Origin of the sequence: Ruegeria profundi (genome assembly GCF_001507545.1) — a bacterium.
In the GTDB taxonomy this organism is placed as follows: Bacteria; Pseudomonadota; Alphaproteobacteria; order Rhodobacterales; family Rhodobacteraceae; genus Ruegeria; species Ruegeria profundi.
In genome coordinates this window covers 22,926-42,857 of the sequence record NZ_LQBP01000003.1, presented here as the reverse complement: position 1 = coordinate 42,857, position 19,932 = coordinate 22,926, and the positions used below count along the sequence as shown (strand labels likewise).

The 19,932-nt window shown below is 54.3% G+C and carries 15 protein-coding genes; 4 read left to right on the top strand and 11 right to left on the bottom strand.

What is annotated here, in order from left to right:
• Positions 1–5: 5 nt before the first annotated feature.
• The 7 genes from AVO44_RS06175 to AVO44_RS06145 form a co-directional block, all read right to left on the bottom strand.
• Complete coding sequence (locus tag AVO44_RS06175; RefSeq protein ID WP_068334154.1) at positions 6–1,628, bottom strand: dihydroxyacetone kinase subunit DhaK; 1,623 nt, start codon at positions 1,626–1,628, stop codon at positions 6–8.
• Between the two features lie 11 nt (positions 1,629–1,639).
• Positions 1,640–2,632 carry an ABC transporter ATP-binding protein gene (locus tag AVO44_RS06170; protein WP_068334152.1) on the bottom strand — a complete coding sequence of 331 codons (993 nt, stop codon included), beginning with the start codon at positions 2,630–2,632 and terminating at the stop codon, positions 1,640–1,642.
• On the bottom strand, positions 2,625–3,722 hold the full coding sequence (locus AVO44_RS06165; RefSeq protein WP_068334149.1) for an ABC transporter ATP-binding protein: 1,098 nt from the start codon (positions 3,720–3,722) through the stop codon (positions 2,625–2,627). The genes AVO44_RS06170 and AVO44_RS06165 overlap by 8 nt, the downstream gene beginning before the upstream one ends.
• Positions 3,723–3,724: 2 nt before the next feature.
• Positions 3,725–3,913, bottom strand: coding sequence for a hypothetical protein (locus tag AVO44_RS06160; RefSeq protein ID WP_068334147.1), 189 nt, complete (start codon positions 3,911–3,913; stop codon positions 3,725–3,727).
• Positions 3,910–4,848 carry a carbohydrate ABC transporter permease gene (locus AVO44_RS06155; protein WP_068334145.1) on the bottom strand — a complete coding sequence of 313 codons (939 nt, stop codon included), beginning with the start codon at positions 4,846–4,848 and terminating at the stop codon, positions 3,910–3,912. The genes AVO44_RS06160 and AVO44_RS06155 overlap by 4 nt, the downstream gene beginning before the upstream one ends.
• The gene (locus AVO44_RS06150) at positions 4,845–5,792 is read right to left on the bottom strand and encodes a carbohydrate ABC transporter permease (protein ID WP_068334144.1); all 948 of its coding nucleotides are present in this window, start codon (positions 5,790–5,792) and stop codon (positions 4,845–4,847) included. Before AVO44_RS06150 ends, AVO44_RS06155 begins: the two co-directional genes overlap by 4 nt.
• An 80-nt stretch (positions 5,793–5,872) precedes the next feature.
• Entirely contained in the window at positions 5,873–7,192 is a 1,320-nt protein-coding gene (locus AVO44_RS06145; protein ID WP_068334142.1) for an ABC transporter substrate-binding protein, read from the bottom strand.
• A gap of 383 nt (positions 7,193–7,575) precedes the next feature.
• Between AVO44_RS06145 and AVO44_RS06140 the strand changes: the two genes are divergently transcribed.
• Positions 7,576–8,355: an MOSC domain-containing protein gene (locus AVO44_RS06140; RefSeq protein ID WP_233421939.1), complete on the top strand. Its 780-nt coding sequence runs from the start codon at positions 7,576–7,578 to the stop codon at positions 8,353–8,355.
• A 108-nt stretch (positions 8,356–8,463) separates the two neighbouring features.
• On the opposite strand, the gene AVO44_RS06135 is transcribed toward AVO44_RS06140, so the two are convergent.
• From AVO44_RS06135 to AVO44_RS06120, 4 genes are read right to left on the bottom strand one after another with little or no spacing between them, the layout of a single operon-like run.
• A complete protein-coding gene (locus AVO44_RS06135; RefSeq protein WP_068334140.1) occupies positions 8,464–9,213 on the bottom strand; it encodes a proteasome-type protease in 750 nt (249 codons plus the stop codon).
• A gap of 11 nt (positions 9,214–9,224) precedes the next feature.
• Positions 9,225–10,022 carry a transglutaminase family protein gene (locus tag AVO44_RS06130; protein ID WP_068334138.1) on the bottom strand — a complete coding sequence of 266 codons (798 nt, stop codon included), beginning with the start codon at positions 10,020–10,022 and terminating at the stop codon, positions 9,225–9,227.
• Positions 10,023–10,025: 3 nt separating this feature from the next.
• The gene (locus tag AVO44_RS06125) at positions 10,026–10,967 is read right to left on the bottom strand and encodes an alpha-E domain-containing protein (RefSeq protein WP_068334136.1); all 942 of its coding nucleotides are present in this window, start codon (positions 10,965–10,967) and stop codon (positions 10,026–10,028) included.
• A 2-nt stretch (positions 10,968–10,969) separates the two neighbouring features.
• Entirely contained in the window at positions 10,970–12,388 is a 1,419-nt protein-coding gene (locus tag AVO44_RS06120; protein WP_068334134.1) for a circularly permuted type 2 ATP-grasp protein, read from the bottom strand.
• A 245-nt stretch (positions 12,389–12,633) separates the two neighbouring features.
• Here AVO44_RS06120 and AVO44_RS06110 point away from each other — a divergent pair, with 245 nt between their 5' ends.
• From AVO44_RS06110 to AVO44_RS06095, 3 genes are all read left to right on the top strand, one after another.
• Positions 12,634–13,956, top strand: coding sequence for a glycosyltransferase (locus AVO44_RS06110; protein ID WP_068334130.1), 1,323 nt, complete (start codon positions 12,634–12,636; stop codon positions 13,954–13,956).
• A 591-nt stretch (positions 13,957–14,547) separates the two neighbouring features.
• Positions 14,548–15,702, top strand: a complete 1,155-nt coding sequence (locus AVO44_RS06100; RefSeq protein ID WP_157769938.1) for a HupE/UreJ family protein — start codon at positions 14,548–14,550, stop codon at positions 15,700–15,702.
• 111 nt (positions 15,703–15,813) lie between these two features.
• A complete protein-coding gene (locus AVO44_RS06095; RefSeq protein ID WP_068334122.1) occupies positions 15,814–19,932 on the top strand; it encodes a non-ribosomal peptide synthetase in 4,119 nt (1,372 codons plus the stop codon).

Below are 19,932 nucleotides of genomic sequence, written 5' to 3'. Positions count from 1 at the left end.
GTCTTTCAGCCTTCAATCTCGTGCGCCAATCCCTCGAACAACAAGGCGACGGCTTCAGCGCCCGGGTCGTTATGCCCAATTAGGTTTTCCTCAGGGACATAAGCTGCGCGACCGGCCTTCGCACGGTGAATATTTGCCGTATTGTCAGCCCCTTCACGGGCTGCCTTCGCAGCATGCGCCAGCCCCGAGGGCAGCGCCGCAAGCGCGGGTGCAAGCGCATCGATCATTGTTCTGTCACCGACCTTGGCGCCGCCAACCTGACTGACGCGGTTCAGGCCTTCCACCAGAGATTTGGATACCGAAGCCCCGCTGGCACAGGCGTCCCCTGCTGCGTTGAAGAAAATCGCGAGGATGACCCCAGAAGAGCCGCCCATTGTCTGGCTCAGTTCATTGCCCAGCGCGGGGAAAAGCTGTGTCAGATCGGCCAGGGGCATTCGGTCAAGACTGCCCTGCAATGATTTGGCCGCAGTGGCAAGTGTGCTGCCTGTATCACCGTCACCGGATTTGGCATCCAGCTCGTTCAGATGCTTTTCCGCACTGATAAGCAATTCGGACAACCGAGTGATCGTTTCTTTGGTCTTAGGGTTGTTCGACGGAATGGGATCAATCGGGGTCAGCCCATCAGGCAGGGGTGCAATTTTTACCGGCTCGATAGAACTGACACCGGGCCAGGCGGCCATTTCAACTGGGGTCTCAAGTGCCGACAAATCGCCATGGGTGACTGGCAAGATTGAAACCGAAAACCCATGCATATCCAATGAGGTCATCATCGGTGCAGGCCCAATGATGTGTTGCGCGATTCCGGTTTCAGCCAAAGCATGTGTCAGGACGGCCATTTCCAAGGGGGTGGTCGATCCAAGGTTGTTCACCAACGCCACGCAGTTACCTGAACCTACACGTTGTTTCAGTTTCTCAACAACGGTGGACATGGCGGTCATGGCATTTGCAAAATCCACCTGCTCGACACCCGGTTCGCCGTGGATACCCAAACCAAGCTCAGCCTTGCCCGGCGCAATCCTTTCCTCTTTCGGAGACCCCGGAACGGTGCAGGTATCCAAGCTCATGCCGATGCTGACAACTTTTTCAATGACATTTTTTGCGGCAGTCGTCACGGTATCCAGATCGGCACCACTCTCGGCAAGCGCACCGGCAATCTTGTGCACGAACAGCGTACCCGCCACACCGCGGGGTTGTGGAAGGTCTGGCAAGGCGATGTCGTCATCGACCACCACCATTTCCACCTTGCGCCCTAAGGCGCGGGCCCGTTCGGCAGCCAACCCGAAATTCAGCCGGTCGCCCGTGTAGTTTTTCACGATCAGCAAGCACCCCGCCTCACCTGTCACGGCCAGAATGCCTGCCAGGACAGCCTCAACCGAGGGCGACGCAAAAACCTCTCCGCACACAGCGGCCGTGAGCATACCGGCCCCAACGAACCCGGCATGTGCGGGTTCGTGACCGGACCCTCCACCCGAGACCAGCGCAACTTTGGATTTGTCCCAATCCGACCGGTAGACAACCTTGATATGCGGATATCCATCCAGGCGGGTCAGCGCCCCGCCAGTTGCGGTCAGAAGACCATCTATCGCCTCTGTCACAAGGGTTTCTTTGGTATTGAGGAACTGGGCCATGCTTATGCTCCTTAATTCACACGTGCGCCGGACGCGTCAAAGTACAAAGGATTGCGAGGGCGAATCTTTATTATCTTTCCAGATGGATAGTCCTGATGGACATCAATCAAGGTCACGACCGGGTGACCCTGTAACTCCAGATGCAACCGCGTTTGATCGCCCAAATGCTCAGCACGTATCACGCGCGCTTCACTACCCTCGCCTTCGATGATGTTTTCTGGCCGCAGACCAATCTGCGGACCTTTGTGATCGCCACCGAACAATTCGGACGGCAGGATATTGATCCGCGGCAAGCCCAAGCGGCTGGCGACATAGACACTGCCCGGATTTTCATAGATGTCCCGCGGTGTGCCGTATTGAACCAGTCTGCCCTCTTCCAATACGCCAATATGTGTTGCCATGGTCATGGCCTCGACCTGATCATGTGTCACGTACAAAAGCGTGGACCCAAGGTCGGCCTGAATCCTCTTCAACTCCACACGCAAATCTGCCCGAAGCTTGGCATCCAGTGAGCTGAGCGGTTCGTCCATCAGGAATATCTGTGGATCGCGGACCAATGCCCGCCCGATTGAGACGCGCTGCATCTCACCGCCAGACAGCTCAGTGGCTTTGTTGTCCAATTTGTGAGGGATTTGAAGGATTTCGGCGGTTTCGTTCACCTTTCTGGTGATCTCATCCTCAGGCGTTTTCAGGATTGGCGAGCGCAACGGAAAAGACAGGTTCTCGCGCACGGTCATGTGCGGATACAGCGAATACTGCTGGAAAACCATCGCCACGTCGCGTTGAGCTGGCGTTTCCAGCCCGACATCCCGACCTGCAATCCGGATAGATCCTGAGTCCAGCTTTTCGAGCCCAGAAATCAATCGCAACGTTGTGGTTTTCCCCGCGCCCGTTGGTCCAAGCAGCACCACAAACGCACCGTCCGGGATCGTCATCGAGATTTCGTCGACCGCCTTAACGCTACCGAAGGACTTTGAGATATTTTCCAGAACGACCTCAGCCATTGCCCAGCACCTCATCGTTCAGAACAGACCTCAGAGCCCTACCTGTGGACTTTTCGAACAGGGTGATGGTCGGAGAGCGGAACTCCAAACCAACCGTCTCGCCGGGGCTGACCGTTTCGCGCGCATCGATCCGGGCTTTCAACTCACCATTCGGGCTTTGCAAGGTCACGATCTGCGTCGTCCCGAGGTATTCAGCCGCCAGAACCTTGGCCCGGTAACCACTTTCATTTGACAAAAAGACATGCTCGGGGCGAACACCAAAGACCAGATCACCCTCTGCCCCCTCGATCATTTTGGGCACGGCCTCGTCATGTCCATTCAGTCGGACCATCTCGGACCCCGGCGTTACAGTGCCCTTAAACGGCAAGAAGTTCATCGAGGGCGAGCCAATGAAGTCGGCCACGAACATGGTCGCCGGTTTGTCGTAGATTTCCTGAGGCGTGCCGAATTGTTCGATCACCGCGTTGTTCATCACGACGATCTTGTCACCCATCTGCATCGCTTCCAGCTGGTCATGCGTGACGTAAACCGTGGTCGCGCCCATGCGATCATGCAGCGCGCGCAGTTCTTCGGCCATATGCTCGCGAAACTCAGCGTCCAAGGCTCCAAGGGGTTCATCCATCATGAAGGCTTTTGGTTCGCGGACAATCGCACGCCCAAGGGCCACGCGCTGCCTGTCGCCACCGGAAAGCCCGCCTACGGGGCTGTCCAGAATGTCCTTTATTCCAAGAATGCCCGCGACTTCCTCGACCTTGGCCTTAACGGCGGCACGCGGCATACCCTGCGATATCAACGGGTAACTGATGTTTTTGCGCACATTCATATGCGGATACAGCGCGAACATTTGGAAAACAAAGGCAATATCTCGTTCCGATGGCGGCCTTTGGCTGATTTCCTCACCATCAAGGTAGATTTCGCCGGAGGTCGGAAGCTCCAGCCCCGCGATCATCCGCAAGGTTGTCGTCTTACCGCACCCCGACGGCCCAAGCAGCATGAAGAATTCACCATCTTCAATCGTGAACGAGCTTTCACGAACAGCCGTGAAATCGCCAAACATTTTCTTAACGTTTTTGACTACGATCTGGGCCATTTCTACTCCGGAAAGTGGCTGACGATGATGAACATGACGGTTCCGATCAGCGTGACGATGAAGGAATAGGTGAACGCCCAAAGGACAAACGGCTGCATCAGCATGAAGACGCCGACCGCGATCAGTATTGTCGCCACCATTTCCCATGGTCCCCGGCGAAGCCGCATCAGTCCTGAAAAAAACTTGGTCATTTGCGTACAGCTCCGAACGTGATCCCACGCAGCAGGTGTTTGCGCATCAGGATGGTGAAAATCATGACCGGGATCAGGAAGATCGTTGCGCCAGCCGCGACCGCAGGCCAATCAAGGCCACCGATACCGATGATGGTTGGAATAAACGGCGGGGCCGTCTGCGCATTCGCAGAGGTTAGCAGCACAGCAAACGCATACTCATTCCAAGCGAAGATCAGGCAGAAGATCGCGGTTGAGGCTATGCCCGTCGCAGCCTGTGGCAGAACCACCTTGTAGAAGGCCTGAAACCGGGTGTAGCCATCGATCAAAGCTGCTTCTTCGTATTCCCGCGGGATTTCATCGATGAACCCCTTCAGAAGCCAGACTGCGAGTGAGATATTCACGCCCGTATACAGCAGGATCATCCCCAGATGCGTGTCGCTTAACCCAAGGTTTCTGAACATCAGAAAGATCGGGATCGCAACGGCGACAGGGGGCATCATCCGCGTGCTTAGGATAAAGAACAGAAGATCGTCTTTCAGCGGCACCTTGAAGCGGCTGAACGCGTAGGCCGCCAAAGTGCCAAGGAAGATACTCAGGAATGTCGAACCGAACCCGATGATGACCGAGTTCATGAACCGCTCACCGAACTTGGATGGTCCAACGATCACCATGTCGTATTGGCGGACGATTTCATCGGCCCAGTTTTGCGGTGGGTTCGCGTCTAGAAACTCCTGCGTTTGACGCGTTCTTGTTGTAAACAGATTAACGTAACCTTCCAGAGTTGGCTCAAAGACGACCTTGGGCGGGTAACTGATGGCGTCGGCCGGAGATTTGAACCCGGTCAGAAGGATCCAGACCAAAGGGATCATCGTGATCAGTGCGTAGCCGATCACCAGGGCACCGGCGATCCACTTGGACCGGTTTGAGGGTTCGGTGACGGAAAAGCTGCTCATCTCTGCTTCACCTTGTTCAGGGCTTTGACATAGATCGACGCAAGGCCGAACACGGTGACAAAAAGGATGATCGCATAGGCCGAGGCATAGCCCGTGCGCCATTTCTCAAAGGCTTCGCGTTTGAGGTTGATCGAAGTCAGTTCCGTAACAGAACCCGGCCCGCCACCCGTCAACTGAACCACAAGGTCGAACATCTTAAAGTTCTCGATCCCACGGAACAGGACGGCAAGCATCAGGAACGGCAGTACCATCGGGATGGTGATCGTGAAGAACTGCCGCAGCTTGCTGGCCCGATCAATTTCCGCGGCCTCATAGATATAGTCCGGTATGCTTCGCAGCCCGGCCAGACAGATCAGCATCACAAACGGCGTCCACATCCACGTGTCGACGATCACAATCGCCCATGGTGCCAATGTCACCGATCCCAGCATCTCGAAACTCGACGGTTCCTTGCCGGTGAACCACGATACGATGTAGTTAAACAGACCGATCTGCGGTTGATAGAGGAACTTCCAGAAGTTCCCCACAACGGCCGGAGACAGCATCATTGGCAGCACGATAATTGTGGTCCACAGGTCGTTGCCCTTGAACTTCTTGTTGATAAGCCAGGCCAAGGTGAACCCGATCAGGACCTGAAAGAAAATTGTCCAGAAAAGAAAATGCGCTGTGGCCTGCATATTCAGCCAGGTGTCGGTATCTGTCAGAATACGCTCGTAGTTCCGAAGCCCGACATCCTTGACCTCTCGCCCGATACGATTGGCCTTGTAGTTGGTAAAGCTAAGCTGGATGGTCCAGATCAACGGAAAGATATTGATCGCAAGCAGCAGGAAAATCGTTGGAGAGATGAATATCCAGGCGATTGCGCGGTCGGATAACCCCCGAATTTTTCGCGCAACTCGCACGGGCGTTGCCTGCGCAACGCGATCTATCGTCCTGTCAGACATATCTTTACCAGTTCTTGTCGGTTTCGGGCGCACGGGTGATTGCGGAGCGGGACGATGCCCGCTCCTACCCGGCTACCTGATTACAGCTTGCCTTCGTCTTCAAAGACTTCCGTCCAGTCCTCGATCAGAAGATCAAGCGCTTCTTGTGCTGTGCCCTGATCGGCCACAACATAGTCATGGATGCGCTTTTGCATTGCCAGCAGCAGTTCCGCATAGGCTGGCTCCTGCCAGAAGTCCTGCACGCCTGCCATCGCTTCCAGGAAGTCACCGGCAAAGGGCTGGCTATCCACAAATCCGGGATCTTCCAACACCGAGTTATGTGCGGAATACCCGCCCAGTTCCCACCATTTTGCCTGAACCTCTGGCTGTGCGAACCACTTGATGTACTCAAGCGCGGCATCCTGTTTGTCGGAATAGCTGACTACAGAGATGCCCTGCCCACCAAGCGTAGACCCCGGCTGGTTTTGCGGCGGGTTGACGAAAAAGTCGATCTTGTCGCCGCCCGTATTTGGATCAGCGTACAGACCCGGGAAAAACGCGAACCAGTTCATCGCCATGGCGACCTGACCAGATTTAAAGGCGTCCAGGCTCTCACCCATGTAGGAGTTGGTATAGCCCGGTGGCGTCGCGGTTTCGTAGAATTCTTTATAGAACTCCAACGCCTCCACCGCCTCGGGTGAATTCACGGCACCTTCCATATCGTAGGAACCCGGCGTGTTTTCGTATTTGAAGCCCCATGGATAAAGCGCGCCAGTCACACCCATTGTGATCCCTTCCGAGCCACGCTCGGTAAAGATCGCCGCGCCGTAAACGGTTTTTCCGTCAATTTCGCGACCTTGGAAGAATTGCGCGATTTGCAGCAGTTCTTTCTGGGATTGAGGTTCGCGTAAGTCCTGCCCGGTGGCATCTTTGTAAGCGGCCTGAATTTCAGGGTCCTCAAACCAGTCTTTCCGGTAAAACCACCCGTTTGCGTCGCCCATCGCGGGCAGAGCATAGTAGTTCGGCGTACCCTTCGGCCACGTTGAATAGGCATAAACCGTAGCAGGCGCGAAATCATCCATGCTGATGCCTTCAGCATCGAAGAAATCATTCAATTTCACGTAGTGGCCGTTTTCAGCACCACCGCCAATCCATTGGCTGTCGCCGATCAACAGGTCGCACAGCTTCCCGCCAGAGTTCAGTTCGTTCAGCATCCGGTCCGCAAAGTTTGGCCAGGGCACAAACTCGAAATTCATCGTGTGACCAGACTCAGCCTCAAATTCCTTCGAAAGCTCGACAAGCGCGTTGGCCGGGTCCCATGCTGCCCAACACAGCGTCAGGTCTTCAGCATTTGCCCTGGTAGAAAGAGTAGTAGCGGCAAGGACCATTGCGCTGGCCGAAGCCAGTTTAAAGTAAGTCATCCATTCCTCCCTTTTTTGCGCCGTCAATCGAGGATGTGCGAATCGCGGCATATGCCCAAGGGTATTTGAGGTACGCACCTCAGGTCTAGGATTTTCTGAGGTTCGTACCTCACTATTCTGCGAACAACTTCAAAAAAATACCTTTACACATTGTTTTTAAATTGTTTTTATCTAATTCATTTCTGAGGACTCTCTCAGAAAGGGGAGCACACAAAGAAACCGACACGCGAAATTCGGCCTGGCAGGCCCACAAAGCGGTAGCTTTGGGTCGCCAAGTTTGCTGATCTGTGCCTGCAATTCCCGCAGTCATCTGACCGGCAGCTAAAAAGCTTGTGCGACGTTCGTCAGGTCAGGGGTGCATTTGTCAAATAACGGACCAAGGCATGACCGATCTCACTATTGCGCAAATGAACCGATACCCGATCAAGGGTTTAAGCTCCGAGGTGCTTAGCTCTGTAGAATTGCGCGCGGGCGAAGGTATTCCCGGTGACCGCCTCTTCGGATTTGCGCGCTATAACTCCGGTTTCGACCCGCTAAACCCCAGCCCGCTTCCGAAAGACCGCTTTGTTGTTCTTTTGAACCAAGCGGGGCTGGCCGGTCTCAAGACAGGTTTCGACGCTGACACGCATGTGCTTGAAATTGAAGTCGGCCAAAGAACCCATCATTTCGCCATGAGCGATCCTGAAGGTCAACTCGATGCGGCGAGGTTCCTTTACACCACCCTTGGCCTGAAGGACCCTGAACCACCGAAATTTGTATCCTCTGCACCTCATCGTTTCACCGACGTATCGGTCGTCTCTCCCAAAATGATGAATGCGATATCTTTGTTGAATCGTGCGTCTGTTAGGGCTTTGGGGAAAAAGCTGAACGCAGATATCCACCCTGCCCGGTTTCGCGCGAATATTGAGATTGACGGATTGCCGCCCTTTTCGGAACTGGACGCCATCGGCTCAACCTTGGTGTTTGGCGATGTTCAGTTCCAAATACTATCCCGCACAAAAAGATGCGCCGCGACCGAGGTAAACCCGGAAACGGCCGAGCGGGACTTGAACCTTCCTTATCTTCTTAGAAAACACCTGGGCCACATGGATATGGGCGTTTATGTCGAGGTCGTGACAGGTGGAACCCTTACAGTGGGCCAATCCGGTCAGCAGCCTGCGTGAGGCTCTTGCGAACGCGAAGGCATGACCATTCTGCCCCGCAGCCCCCCGCGTGTAAAACGATGTTAGGTAACTCAAGCACTGCCCTTACCCTGAGCGTCGAACGGTTCTTCAATCGCTTGAATCAGGTGTCACGTTGTAATCCGGAAGCTTGGACAAGGCGGATTTCAACGCGTCGCTCCACCCTTCAGAAATCGTGCGGAAATAGACATCATCAACTTCAAACCTTGACCGAGTTCCCGAGGTCAGACTGTCTTCTTCGTAAAGCAGCAGGTCCAGCGGTGCTCCGACGGAGAGGTTGGCCTTGATTGTGGAATCGAAGCTGACCAGTAACAGTTTCACGGTTTCCGGAAAGCTCATCTTGGCATCATAGGCCCGTACCAGAATTGGGCGCCCGTATTTTGTCTCTCCGATCTGAAAGAAAGGAGTGTCGTCACCCGCTTCGATAAAGTTTCCCTCCGGGTAGATCAGAAATAAACGCGATGGCCCGCCTTTGATTTGCCCACCCAGAATAAGCGTTGCGTGAAATGAACTGTCGGCCTCCTGCCCCGAGCGTGAGTGCCGCTCGATCACATCCTTCAGGGTTTCAGCGACCCGCTGGGCAACCCGAAACATTGTCGGCGCCTCAAGGATTGATGGTGATCGATCTTCGGGGGCTTTTGTGCGCTCTTCCAGCAAGCTGACGGTGGCTTGCGTGGTCGCCAGATTTCCCGCTGCCAATAGGGTGATCGACCGCTCGCCCTCGACCGTCCAGTTAAACATCTTTTTGAAGGTCGAGATGTTGTCCACGCCCGCATTCGTGCGCGTATCGGACATGAAAACCAGCCCGCGGTCCAGCCGCATCCCCACAGCGTATGTCATTGTCTGCTCCGTTACTGCTGTGCGACCTGCAACTGTACTGTCAATTGCTCGCCCGCCGCCCCAATCCTGTTTCCTATTACCGGCGCGGCCTGTGCATAGTCCAGACCAGTTGCGACGCGTACGTATCGGCTGTCAGGAGAAATGCCGTTCGAAACATCGAACCCGACCCAACCTAGCCCGTCAACATGCACCTCGGCCCAGGCGTGGGTCGCATCCTGCAACTGTGTGTCGTTCATCATGAGATAGCCCGAGACATACCGTGCGGGCAGCCCGATTTCCCGAACACAGGTGATGAATATATGGGCATGGTCCTGGCAAACACCGCTGCCAGCCTCAAGGGCGTCTTCTGCGCTCCAGTCTGGGTGCGAGCTTCCGACCTCGTATTGCACACGCTTACGAATGGCATCGGACAAGGCGTGCATCTGCTCAAGCGGCTCGCCTTCGGGTAAAGACTGGACCAGATCTGCAACCCCCTTACCCGGTTTCGTTCGGCGCGTGCTGCGATTGAAAAGCCACAACGGTGTTGAACCTTCGTGACGCCCCAGAATTCCGTGGTTGTCCTCGATCTCGACAACGCCGTCAGAGATCAGGGAAACACTTTGGGTATTCGCGTCAAAGCTGATTAGCTCCACCGTGTTGCGGTGGTAATCCTCATGGCTCAGCTCTTTTGATCCACCAACAATTTCAGTGTTCCAAGTTACGACACTTTGATTGCGGAAGGACTTTGGCGTTTTTCTGAGTTGCTGCAGTCCGAAGGGGACCGGTGCATCAAAATCGTATCGCGTCTCGTGTCTTATATGCAGTTTCATAGGCTACTCATAGAACCGATAATCAACCTCAATTTGACGACTTAAGCCGCCAAGATCATTCAAGAAATCTTGAATGTACTCATGCAAGCCAAAGTCAAAGATATCAGAAATCCGCCGGTTCAGATACTTCTCATACAGCGTATTCGACGCCTCACATGACGGGCCAGCAAAGCCATAGTCTTTCTTGAGATAGGACAGGTTTTCCTGAATTTTCCTGCAACAGAAATGAAGACTTCGGGGCATACGCTGGTCGAGGATCAGGAACTGAGCGATATCGGATGGGGTTGTCCGTTGACCGTATGTCAACTGATACCCCCCGCCCGCGCCGACCGAACGCAGGATGCTTTCCCACTGGATATTGTCCAAAGACGAACCGACCGCGAACGCCGTAGGCAACAGCACGTAGTACTTGACGTCGAGTATGCGCCCGGTGCTGTCGGCGCGCTCGACAAAGGTGCCGATACGCATGAAATCGAAGATGTCATTTCGCAGCATTGTGCCAAGGGTTGCGCCGCGGACCAAAGCGGCCTGTTGGCGCACCAACTCCAGTACGGCGGGCAAATCCCGTTGGTTTACCCGTCGCTGCGTGGCCTCGTCGATCTTCATCCACGTGGCGTTTACTGCGCCCCAGACATCATAGGTAAGTGCCGTACGCACCAGACGGGCGTTGTGTCTGGCCTGCTTGATGACCGATTTCACCGAGGATGGGTTATCGACATCTCGCAGCAACCAATCCACCGCGTTGTCCCTGTCGACCTCATCATATTTGGCAAGGTATCCATCCAGAACGCCCGCAGTTTTTAACACAGACCCCCATTCCTCTGCCGAGTTCTTGGTGCGGGTCAAAGCCATCCTCTGGCCGGTTTCCAACAATCGCGCCGTATTCTCCGCCCTCTCCAGGTAACGGGACATCCAGAACAGACCGCCAGCAGTTTTTCCCAGCATGGTCAGTCCTCCAGAACCCAGGTGTCTTTGGTCCCGCCGCCCTGGCTTGAGTTCACGACCAGTGACCCTTTCTTTAAGGCGACCCGCGTCAACCCGCCGGGCGTGATATTGATCCCTTCGGGTGAGACCAAAACAAACGGGCGAAGATCAACATGCCGTGGCGCCAATCCTGACCGCGCGAAAATCGGAACGGTCGAAAGCGACAAGGTTGGTTGCGCGATGTAGTTTGCAGGTCTTGATTTTAGCTTGTCCCTAAAGGCCGCGATCTCTTTCTTGCTCGCGGTCGGTCCGATCAGCATCCCATAGCCCCCCGACCCGTGTACTTCTTTCACCACAAGGTCGGACAAGTTGTCGAGAACATAGGAAAGAGACTCGGGGTCGCTGCATCGCCAGGTCGGCACGTTTTGCAGCAGAGGTTTCTCACCCGTATAGAACTCAACGATTTCAGGCATGTAGGAATAGATTGCCTTGTCATCGGCAATACCGGTACCCGGCGCGTTGGCAATCGTGATACCCCCGGCGCGATAGACATCCAGGATACCCGGAACCCCAAGCGCGCTGTCGGGATTGAAATTCAGCGGATCAAGAAAGTCATCGTCCACCCGTCGATACAGAACGTCGATCGGCCGGTATCCTCGCGTAGTGCGCATACACACACGCCCCTCGACGACGCGCAGGTCGTGCCCCTCTACAAGCTCCACCCCCATCTGATCCGCAAGGAAAGCGTGCTCGTAATAGGCTGAGTTATAGATACCGGGCGTCAGTACCGCGACCGTAGGCTCGTTCTCAACGCAATCGGGCGCGCAGGCGGCCAGAGATCGTCTTAGACTGCGCGGATAGTCTGATACATTCCGCACATTTGTGGCGCTGAACAACTCGGGGAACATTTTCAGCATGGTTTCCCGGTTCTCAAGCATATAGCTGACACCTGACGGCGTGCGCGCATTGTCTTCCAGAACGAAAAACTCATCAGGTCCAGTTCGCACCAGATCGACGCCAACAATATGCGTGTAAACTCGACCGGGCGGCGATACGCCAAGCATTTGCGGCAGAAACGCCTCGTTTTCCGAAATCATTTCTATGGGCACGCGCCCTGCACGCACAATTTCTTGTCGGTGATAGATATCATGCAGGAAAGCATTTATCGCCCGGACCCGTTGTTCGATACCACGTTCCAGGCGCTGCCATTCCCGCCCTGAAATCACACGCGGCACGATATCAAAAGGTATCAACCGCTCTTCTGCCTCAGCTTTCCCGTAAACGTTGAACGTGATGCCTGTAAGCCGAAAGACCTCTTCGGCTTCGCGTTGTTTAGCTCTTAACCTTGAAACATCCTGTGCATTAAACCAGCGGCCGATTTCTTCATAGGAGTCTCGCAGAGATCCATCGTCATTCAACATCTCATCAAAATATTCACTCATATGAGGATTTTGACGAACCATTCCAAGTTTTCAAGTCAAACGCCAACAGCCACCAAGCACATCTTGGCGAAGCGCCTATTTTTAAGTCTAATTGGTGCTCGACTCCAAAGCTTTATCTACGACCCACGGTTTTCTTATCCGCAATCATGCCGCTATCATTATGTTCTGGCGGTGCAAGAAGATCTAGGTCTGACTCTTGATGATGGCCTTGACCAGGTGAGCGATTAATCCAACTGAAGCGGGTAATGTTGAAACGACTGGCGATAGTATCGAGCGGACTGAACAGCCCGCTAAGCAGCGCATTGGAATTCGCCAAGCAGGCTAAGTCTCTCGGTTACGAGGTTCGGCTGTTCGCACCCAATTTTTCAGCCGAGTTGATTGCACATTTCGGCTTGGACCACTGCGAGTTTCCAATGCCATGCTTGGACGCGTTTGCACCGTTGCTCAGTCATGAAGAATTGCAGGCTCTTTCACCCAAAGATCGCCTTGATGCTGCAATCAAAGCCCTAGGCGCGGATGAATTCGCCGAAGCCCTGTCCCGTTTTCAACCCGATGCCGTCTTTGTCGATTGTGAACTGCATGCGCATATCATTGTCGGGCTGTCACTGGGTTTGCCTGTGCTGCAATTCAGCAATATGTTCCTGTCACCACCTAGTTCCCGCGCGCCCCCATTGAACAAGCGCATCTATCCCAAAGTTGGTCTGCGCGGTAGCCGGGTCGGAGTTTCCTTGCTTTGGATCAGCTTCCTGCTTTGGAAGTTGAAGAAAGCGCTGAGAAACAAGCTCAAGTACCCTGGTGCAGAGTACTCTACGGTGCTTCTGGAATTGGCACGACGCTATGATGTGCCGATAGCGAAAAAGTTGCGACTGGTCTGCTGGCAAATGCCGTGGACCTATAAAATCCCCACGGTTCTGTTTGTACCACAAGCGGTTGACCTTCCTACACGCCCTTATCGGGATTTTTGGTATCTTGGCTCGATGATTTTGCAGGACCGGCCCGAAAAACCATATGATCGGGCGAAGGTTGCAAGGTTTTGTTCGGCTAAGAATGAAGGTGGCAGAATTTTTGTAGGGTTTGGTTCTATGATGAAACCCAAGGGCGATTTGCTTGCCAACCTGTGGATTGTGGCCCGAAGAAACCCGGACTGGACGTTCTTGTTCGCCGCCGGGAAAAACTGGGAAGACATAAGCTCACTCGACGTACCACCAAACGTTGATGTCGTCGCCTGGGTCCCGCAGCAACAGGTTCTGGAACATGCGGATCTTGCCATCATGCACGGAGGGACCGGTGGGTTTTTGGAAGCGGTCGAAGCAGCGACGCCAATGTTGCTTTACCCACATGTCAACGATCAGGAAGGCAGTGCGGCCCGCGCGGTGTTTCACGGCATCGGACGCGCCGGGCGCCGAACGGATACCGCGGACCAGATCGAAGCTGACATCCGCAGCCTGCTGACCAACCCGAAATACAAGACAAACTGCGAGAAAATGCAGTCAGCTTGCCACCGCGAAAAGGCCACCAGGGATCTGGCCGATTTTCTAGAACGGGTAACTAACCCGAAGGGCGGATAGCGTAGCTGATTCAAAGGCTTCTTGACCGCACGCTGCGCCGACAACGCGGTACCTCGGCATGTTTGACACCGACATCGTGGGGTGGACTAAATTAATTCATTCTATAATTTTGATATTATGATCCATTCGCCTTACACGTGCGTAAGCATATTACAGACACCAAGTAAGACACGACAGTGAATACGAAAACGTACGATATCAATCGCTATTGCCGACACAGCCTGCACCGTATTGCGGGATACTTTCTCGATAACAGCCTGATACGCGCTCAAATGGTCTTTTTCGGCTTGAGGCGTGCGGCTTCAACTCTCTGGCTTTACCTCGGAGGCGGCGCAGTCCCAAAATATGGTGCGATCGGTCACCTCCGGGTCGTAAGGGTGAGCCGGGTTAAGAAACACGTATCCGTTGGTGGAGCAACGCCCCTCACTTCGAACAACCAACTCAACCGCGTTGGCCTTCAGTTTGACCAGAACTCGGAGCGTAAAAACATGGGGGCCTGGGTCGATGGCATCTAAAATACCGGCCCGCTGCGCCGCAATCGCCCTTCATTCGGCGACGAGCATTCAAGGATTCTTCTTTTGGATGTGCGCGTTGATCCTTTTGTTGGTATCAACTCCGGTTCAGGCCCATCGGTTCAATGAAAGCTACGTGTATTTCGACGTGACCGACGACAGTCTGAGTGGTCGTGTCGAAATTACTGTCCGGGACCTTGCCCGCATCCATCAAGGCTCTGCCGAGGTCCTTGAACCGATGACGCAGGAAGACGTGCTTGGGCTGCAAGAGCGATTTTTTGAATACTTTTATGACCGCATGAAGCTCTACTCGGGCGGCCAACCACTTTGGGTGCAGTTCGACGATATCTCGTTCTTCAACACGTCGGTTGGCAATTTCGCTCAGCTTCATTTTAACGTGCTGGGTATAGAAAAGACCCCTACTACGATTGACATGTCTTTTGACGGTTTGCAGTCGGATATCGACCCGACCCATCGGGGTTTTGCCCTAATCGCAACGAACACACGCAACGGGATGGGCGAGAATGAATCCTATATCTCTCTTGTCTTCTCACCCGGCGATGGCGTCAAAAGCCTGTATCTGAACGACGAGCCAACAAGACGTATCGCCCGAGGTTTTTTTGAATACGGCGTCTGGCATATCTGGCGCGGGTTCGACCACCTTCTATTTTTAGTAACCCTGTTGTTGGGGGCCGTGATGCGGGTGGAAAATCAACGCTGGGTTCCGTCTGAAAGTATCGGGGAAGGTCTTTGGCCGACCGTTAAAATCGTAACGGTCTTTACCGTCGCAAACACGATCGCGCTTGGCCTTGCGACGTTCGAAATCATCACCCTGCCCGTGCCGCTTGTAGAGGCGGTCATTGCGTTGTCGATAGCAGCCGTGGCGGTTGTCAATCTGGTTCCACGCTTTCACAACATACTATGGCTGGTTGTAATTTTGTTTGGCGCGTTCCACGGGTTCGGTTTCGCCAATCTTCTTGAACCGCTGGGCTTGGACTCGGAGCGCAAGTTACTTGGGCTGGCAACTTTTAATGTTGGCATCGAGATCGGCCAGCTTGCCGTTGTAATGCTATTGTTCCCCGTCTTTTTCGTCCTACGCCGACTGACTGTGTATCGGGTGGTTGGATTACAGCTGGGTTCGATCGCGCTGATCGCGCTTGCCATGTTCTGGTTCTATGAACGGACAATCGGATTTCCTTTGATCGGTGAAACGCTTGCGCTGGTGGCTGAGTGATGAAGAGCACCGTGTTTTTGGAGCAGGCACGTTGGCCTCAGACGTTCGCAGCGGGGCAGTTGTTGATGTCAGCCCCCAAACACTTCGACAATCCGCTTGGGGATACCTGAAATGACCCGGGTTTCGCATCCATTGTCTGAAAGCCAGTTGAGGTTCTGGAAGGGCCATCAACTTCATCCGGATGTGCCAATCTACAACACGGCCTGGCGGTTCGATTTGCACTTCGACGTGAATCCAGAAGTGTTTCGGAAGGCGTTTTTCCAGATAGTTCAAGACAATGAAATTTTGCGCACAGTATTCCATGACGAAAACGGTGCGCCAGAGCAGTTTGTTTCAGACGCTCCGAAAAACCTTCTCGAAATATCTGAACTTGGTCAGTCACTTGATCCGGGCATGAGTTTGGAGCAACACCTTGAGAAATGGATTCAAGCCCCCTTCGATATAACGCGCGCAACGATACGCAGCCAATTGATAAAAGCATCGGACAGCCATTGGATTTGGGCCGTTTGCCAGCACCATATTGTTTGTGATGCTCACTCCAGTGCTGTGCTTTTTAACCAGGTCGCGCGCCGTTATTTTGCAATCGAACAGGGTGAATACGACACAGCCGAGCCTTTACCGAGCTTTTTTGAAAGCTCCGCTGTGCAAGCTCCCTCATCGAACCCCGGGCCTGTCGCACCACCCCGGCCCTCTTCGCCACCATACGGAACCACAGCGAGACGCGCGGCCTTTTCGAAGCGTCTCGATGTGCCGATGGGGCAGGAATTAACTGATGCACTGGCGCACGCTGTTACCCAACCAGCCCTTCGCTTGTTCACCCCGGATTTGTCGAAACTGGCGATCTACCTGACGGCCTATCTGGCTTATCTCCACCGCGTTACGGGTGATGAACAGATCACGATCGGATTGCCATCCCATAACAGATTGTCCGGCATCGATAAAAAGACGCTTGGGCTGTTCGTCGAAGTGCTTCCGTTTAGTGTTCGAATTAACGCTGACGATACGCTTCTGGACATTCATAAAAAGGTCAAATCAGGGCTGAGTGCTTTTTTGAGGCAAGCCAAACCGGGTGCTGTGGCGGCCATGGATACATCCGGTATCAGCGCTGTGTGCAACTTCATTCAAGCGGAGTTTCAAAATTTTGCCGGTCGTCCTGCAACCGCGACTTGGCTTCACAGCGGCGCGCATGATGTCACGCATGCCATGCGCCTTCACATCATGGATTTCTCTGGCAGAGGGAAAACACAGCTTTCTCTGGATGTGCATGACGAGATTCTGCAAGCCGTGTCAGAGGAATGTTTGCGGCATCACTTTTTGCGCGTTCTGCAAGCGATGGTCGAGGCCCCAGATACACCGATAACGGCTCTGGATATATCCGCGGGCGAACAAGATCGGTCAATTCTGTTTGGGCGCACCGAAAGCGACGACACCCCCGCAACGGTGCTGGACCCGTTTACCGCTCAAGCAGCGAAGTCCCCGGACGCTTTGGCCCTCTCATGTGCTGAAAACCGGATGACCTACAAAGAGGTTGATGAACAAAGCGACCGGATCGCTGCTTACCTGCAAGGTCTTGGCATTGCGCGCGGATCGTCAATTGCGATGGCGCTGCCGCGCTCGATGGAATTTGTCCTGATCATGCTGGGAATCCTAAAGGCCGGTTGCAGCTTTGTACCGATCGCATCAAATACGCCCTATGCACGCACCGCCCAGATCGTCAGGACCTCCGGCGCGGCAGCGGTATTTGTGACGCCTGACGATGACCGCGCCTTTTCATGCAAACGTTTGACCCTGCCCCCTGCCACATCGGATGCACCTTTGTCCGAACCTGAGCCCGTGGGGACGGATCTGGCGTATGTCCTGTTTACATCTGGCTCAACCGGCACGCCAAAGGGGGTGCAGGTTAGCCATGAAAACCTGTCACGCTACATCCACTGGGCCGCGGAAACGTTCAGTGCCAATCGCCCAGCGCATTACGCGTTCTTTTCGTCGGTTTCGTTCGACCTGACACTGACTTCTTTGTTCGCGCCGCTTGTTTCAGGCGGATCAATCCGTGTGTACCTCGAACGCTCGGACCCTGACCTTGCGGTGCTGGACGTATTTGCCGAAGACGTTGTGGACGTAGTGAAGCTGACCCCCTCTCACCTTGCGTTGGCGTGCAAACAAGGTCACGCCGTTGAGCGTATTCAGACGCTTATCCTCGGGGGTGAGAACCTGACGTCGCAACTATGCCGCAAGGCGATCGAGGTGCTGTCGCCTTCCTTAAAGTTGGTCAATGAGTACGGACCCACAGAGGCCGTCGTGGGGGCCATGCATCACGTCTATAGCCCTGACAAAGATACCGACGCCTCTGTTCAGATTGGTCGCCCAGCGACCGGAGTATCACTCAGCATCCGCGACAAGGGTATGAATATTTGCCCGCTAGGTGTAACCGGAGAAATCGTTCTGGGCGGTCGGTTGGCAGAGGGGTATCTAAACGACCCGGTGAAGACCGCAGAGAAGTTTCTGGAAGATCCAGCCAAGGCTCAGGGCAGAGTGTACCGGACTGGTGACATTGGACGCATCAATCAGGATGGCCGCGTTGAATACCTTGGTCGTGCAGACCAGCAGGTTAAAATCGGCGGAGTCCGTTTCGAAGTTGCAGAAATTGATCGCGTTCTGCGCCAAATCCCCAACGTGAACGCCGTACACGTTGCCTTCGGCTCTGCCTCACCTACGGCCGAGAGTAAGCAAGCCTGTCGAAAATGCGGGATTACAGACGCCGTTCCAGGCGTAGAATTCAACGAACCCGATCTTTGCGGGATTTGTGCGGAGTTCGACAACTACAAAGATCGGGCTCAAGCCTATTTTCGTGACGAACCCGATCTTAAGCACCAAATCGCACGTGCAGAGCAGGCAAGCACAGGCGACTACGACGCGGTTATGATGCTGAGCGGTGGCAAAGACAGTACATACGCCGCCTACCGTCTGGCTGATTACACCTCGCGTGTCCTCGCGGTGACATTGGACAATGGGTATATCTCTGATCAGGCAAAAGCGAATATTCAACGGGTTGTAGACGATCTTGGCTGGGATCACCGGTATCTCAGCACAGGTAAGATGAACCGGATTTTCGTCGATAGCCTGAAAGCGCACTCAAACGTCTGCCAGGGTTGTTTCAAAGCACTTTACACTTTGGCCTTTCGTACAGCCCTGTCCGAAGGCGCCCCAATGCTGGTGACGGGGTTGTCCAGGGGACAGTTCTTTGAAACCCGCTTGACCCCTGACCTGTTCCGCAACGCAGCCCCGACATGCGCCCAGCTAGACGATTTGGTTACAAAGGCCCGCAAAGCCTATCACGCTGAGGATGATGAGCTTTCGCGGCTTTTGGAAACCGATGATTTAAAGGACGGCCGTTTCCTGGACAAGGTCGAGGTACTTGACATTTACCGGTACATTGATGTGCCGGTTTCCGAGATTTACGAGTTTCTCGACAAGCACACTGCATGGCAACGACCTTCGGACACCGGCAGATCGACCAACTGCCTGATCAACGACGCGGGCATCCATCTGCACAAGTCACGCGAAGGCTTTCACAACTACGCCCTGCCCTATTCGTGGGATGTCCGCATGGGTCACAAAACCCGCGAGCAGGCCCTGGACGAGTTGAATGACGATATCGACACCCAACGCGTCGAGCAGATTCTTGAAGAAATCGGGTTTGACGAACCTCTGCACCCACAACGCTTATCCGTGTATGTGGCTGGCCACGACATCACGGAGCAGGACGTTTGGCAGGCCTTGGAGGCGCATTTTCCCCGAAACTTGCTTCCTGACGACGTGATTATCCTGACCGATATGCCGCTAAGCGCCAATGGGAAGGTTGATACTGACAAACTGCCCAAAACCCGCAGACGGAGCAGAAAAAGCACGGGTATCGTAGCGCCAGCAACCGACGCGGAACAAAAGCTGTCTGCAATTCTGGCAGCCGTGTTGGGCGTGCATCAGATTGGGGTGACCGAGGATTTCTTTGACCTTGGCGTGGATAGTCTGGCGGCGATTGAAATCGCGATTAAGGCCAACGAAAACGGCTTTGCGTTGCCCGCAACGTCGCTGTTTGAATATCGGACCATCCGGTCGCTGGCTGAACATGCAAGCAACTTACCCTCGGCAGTTTCAGACAAAGATCAGGACGATGTGCTTCTGGACCTGGACGATGATGATCTTGCGAGCATCACGGAGGCGCTGAGCTAG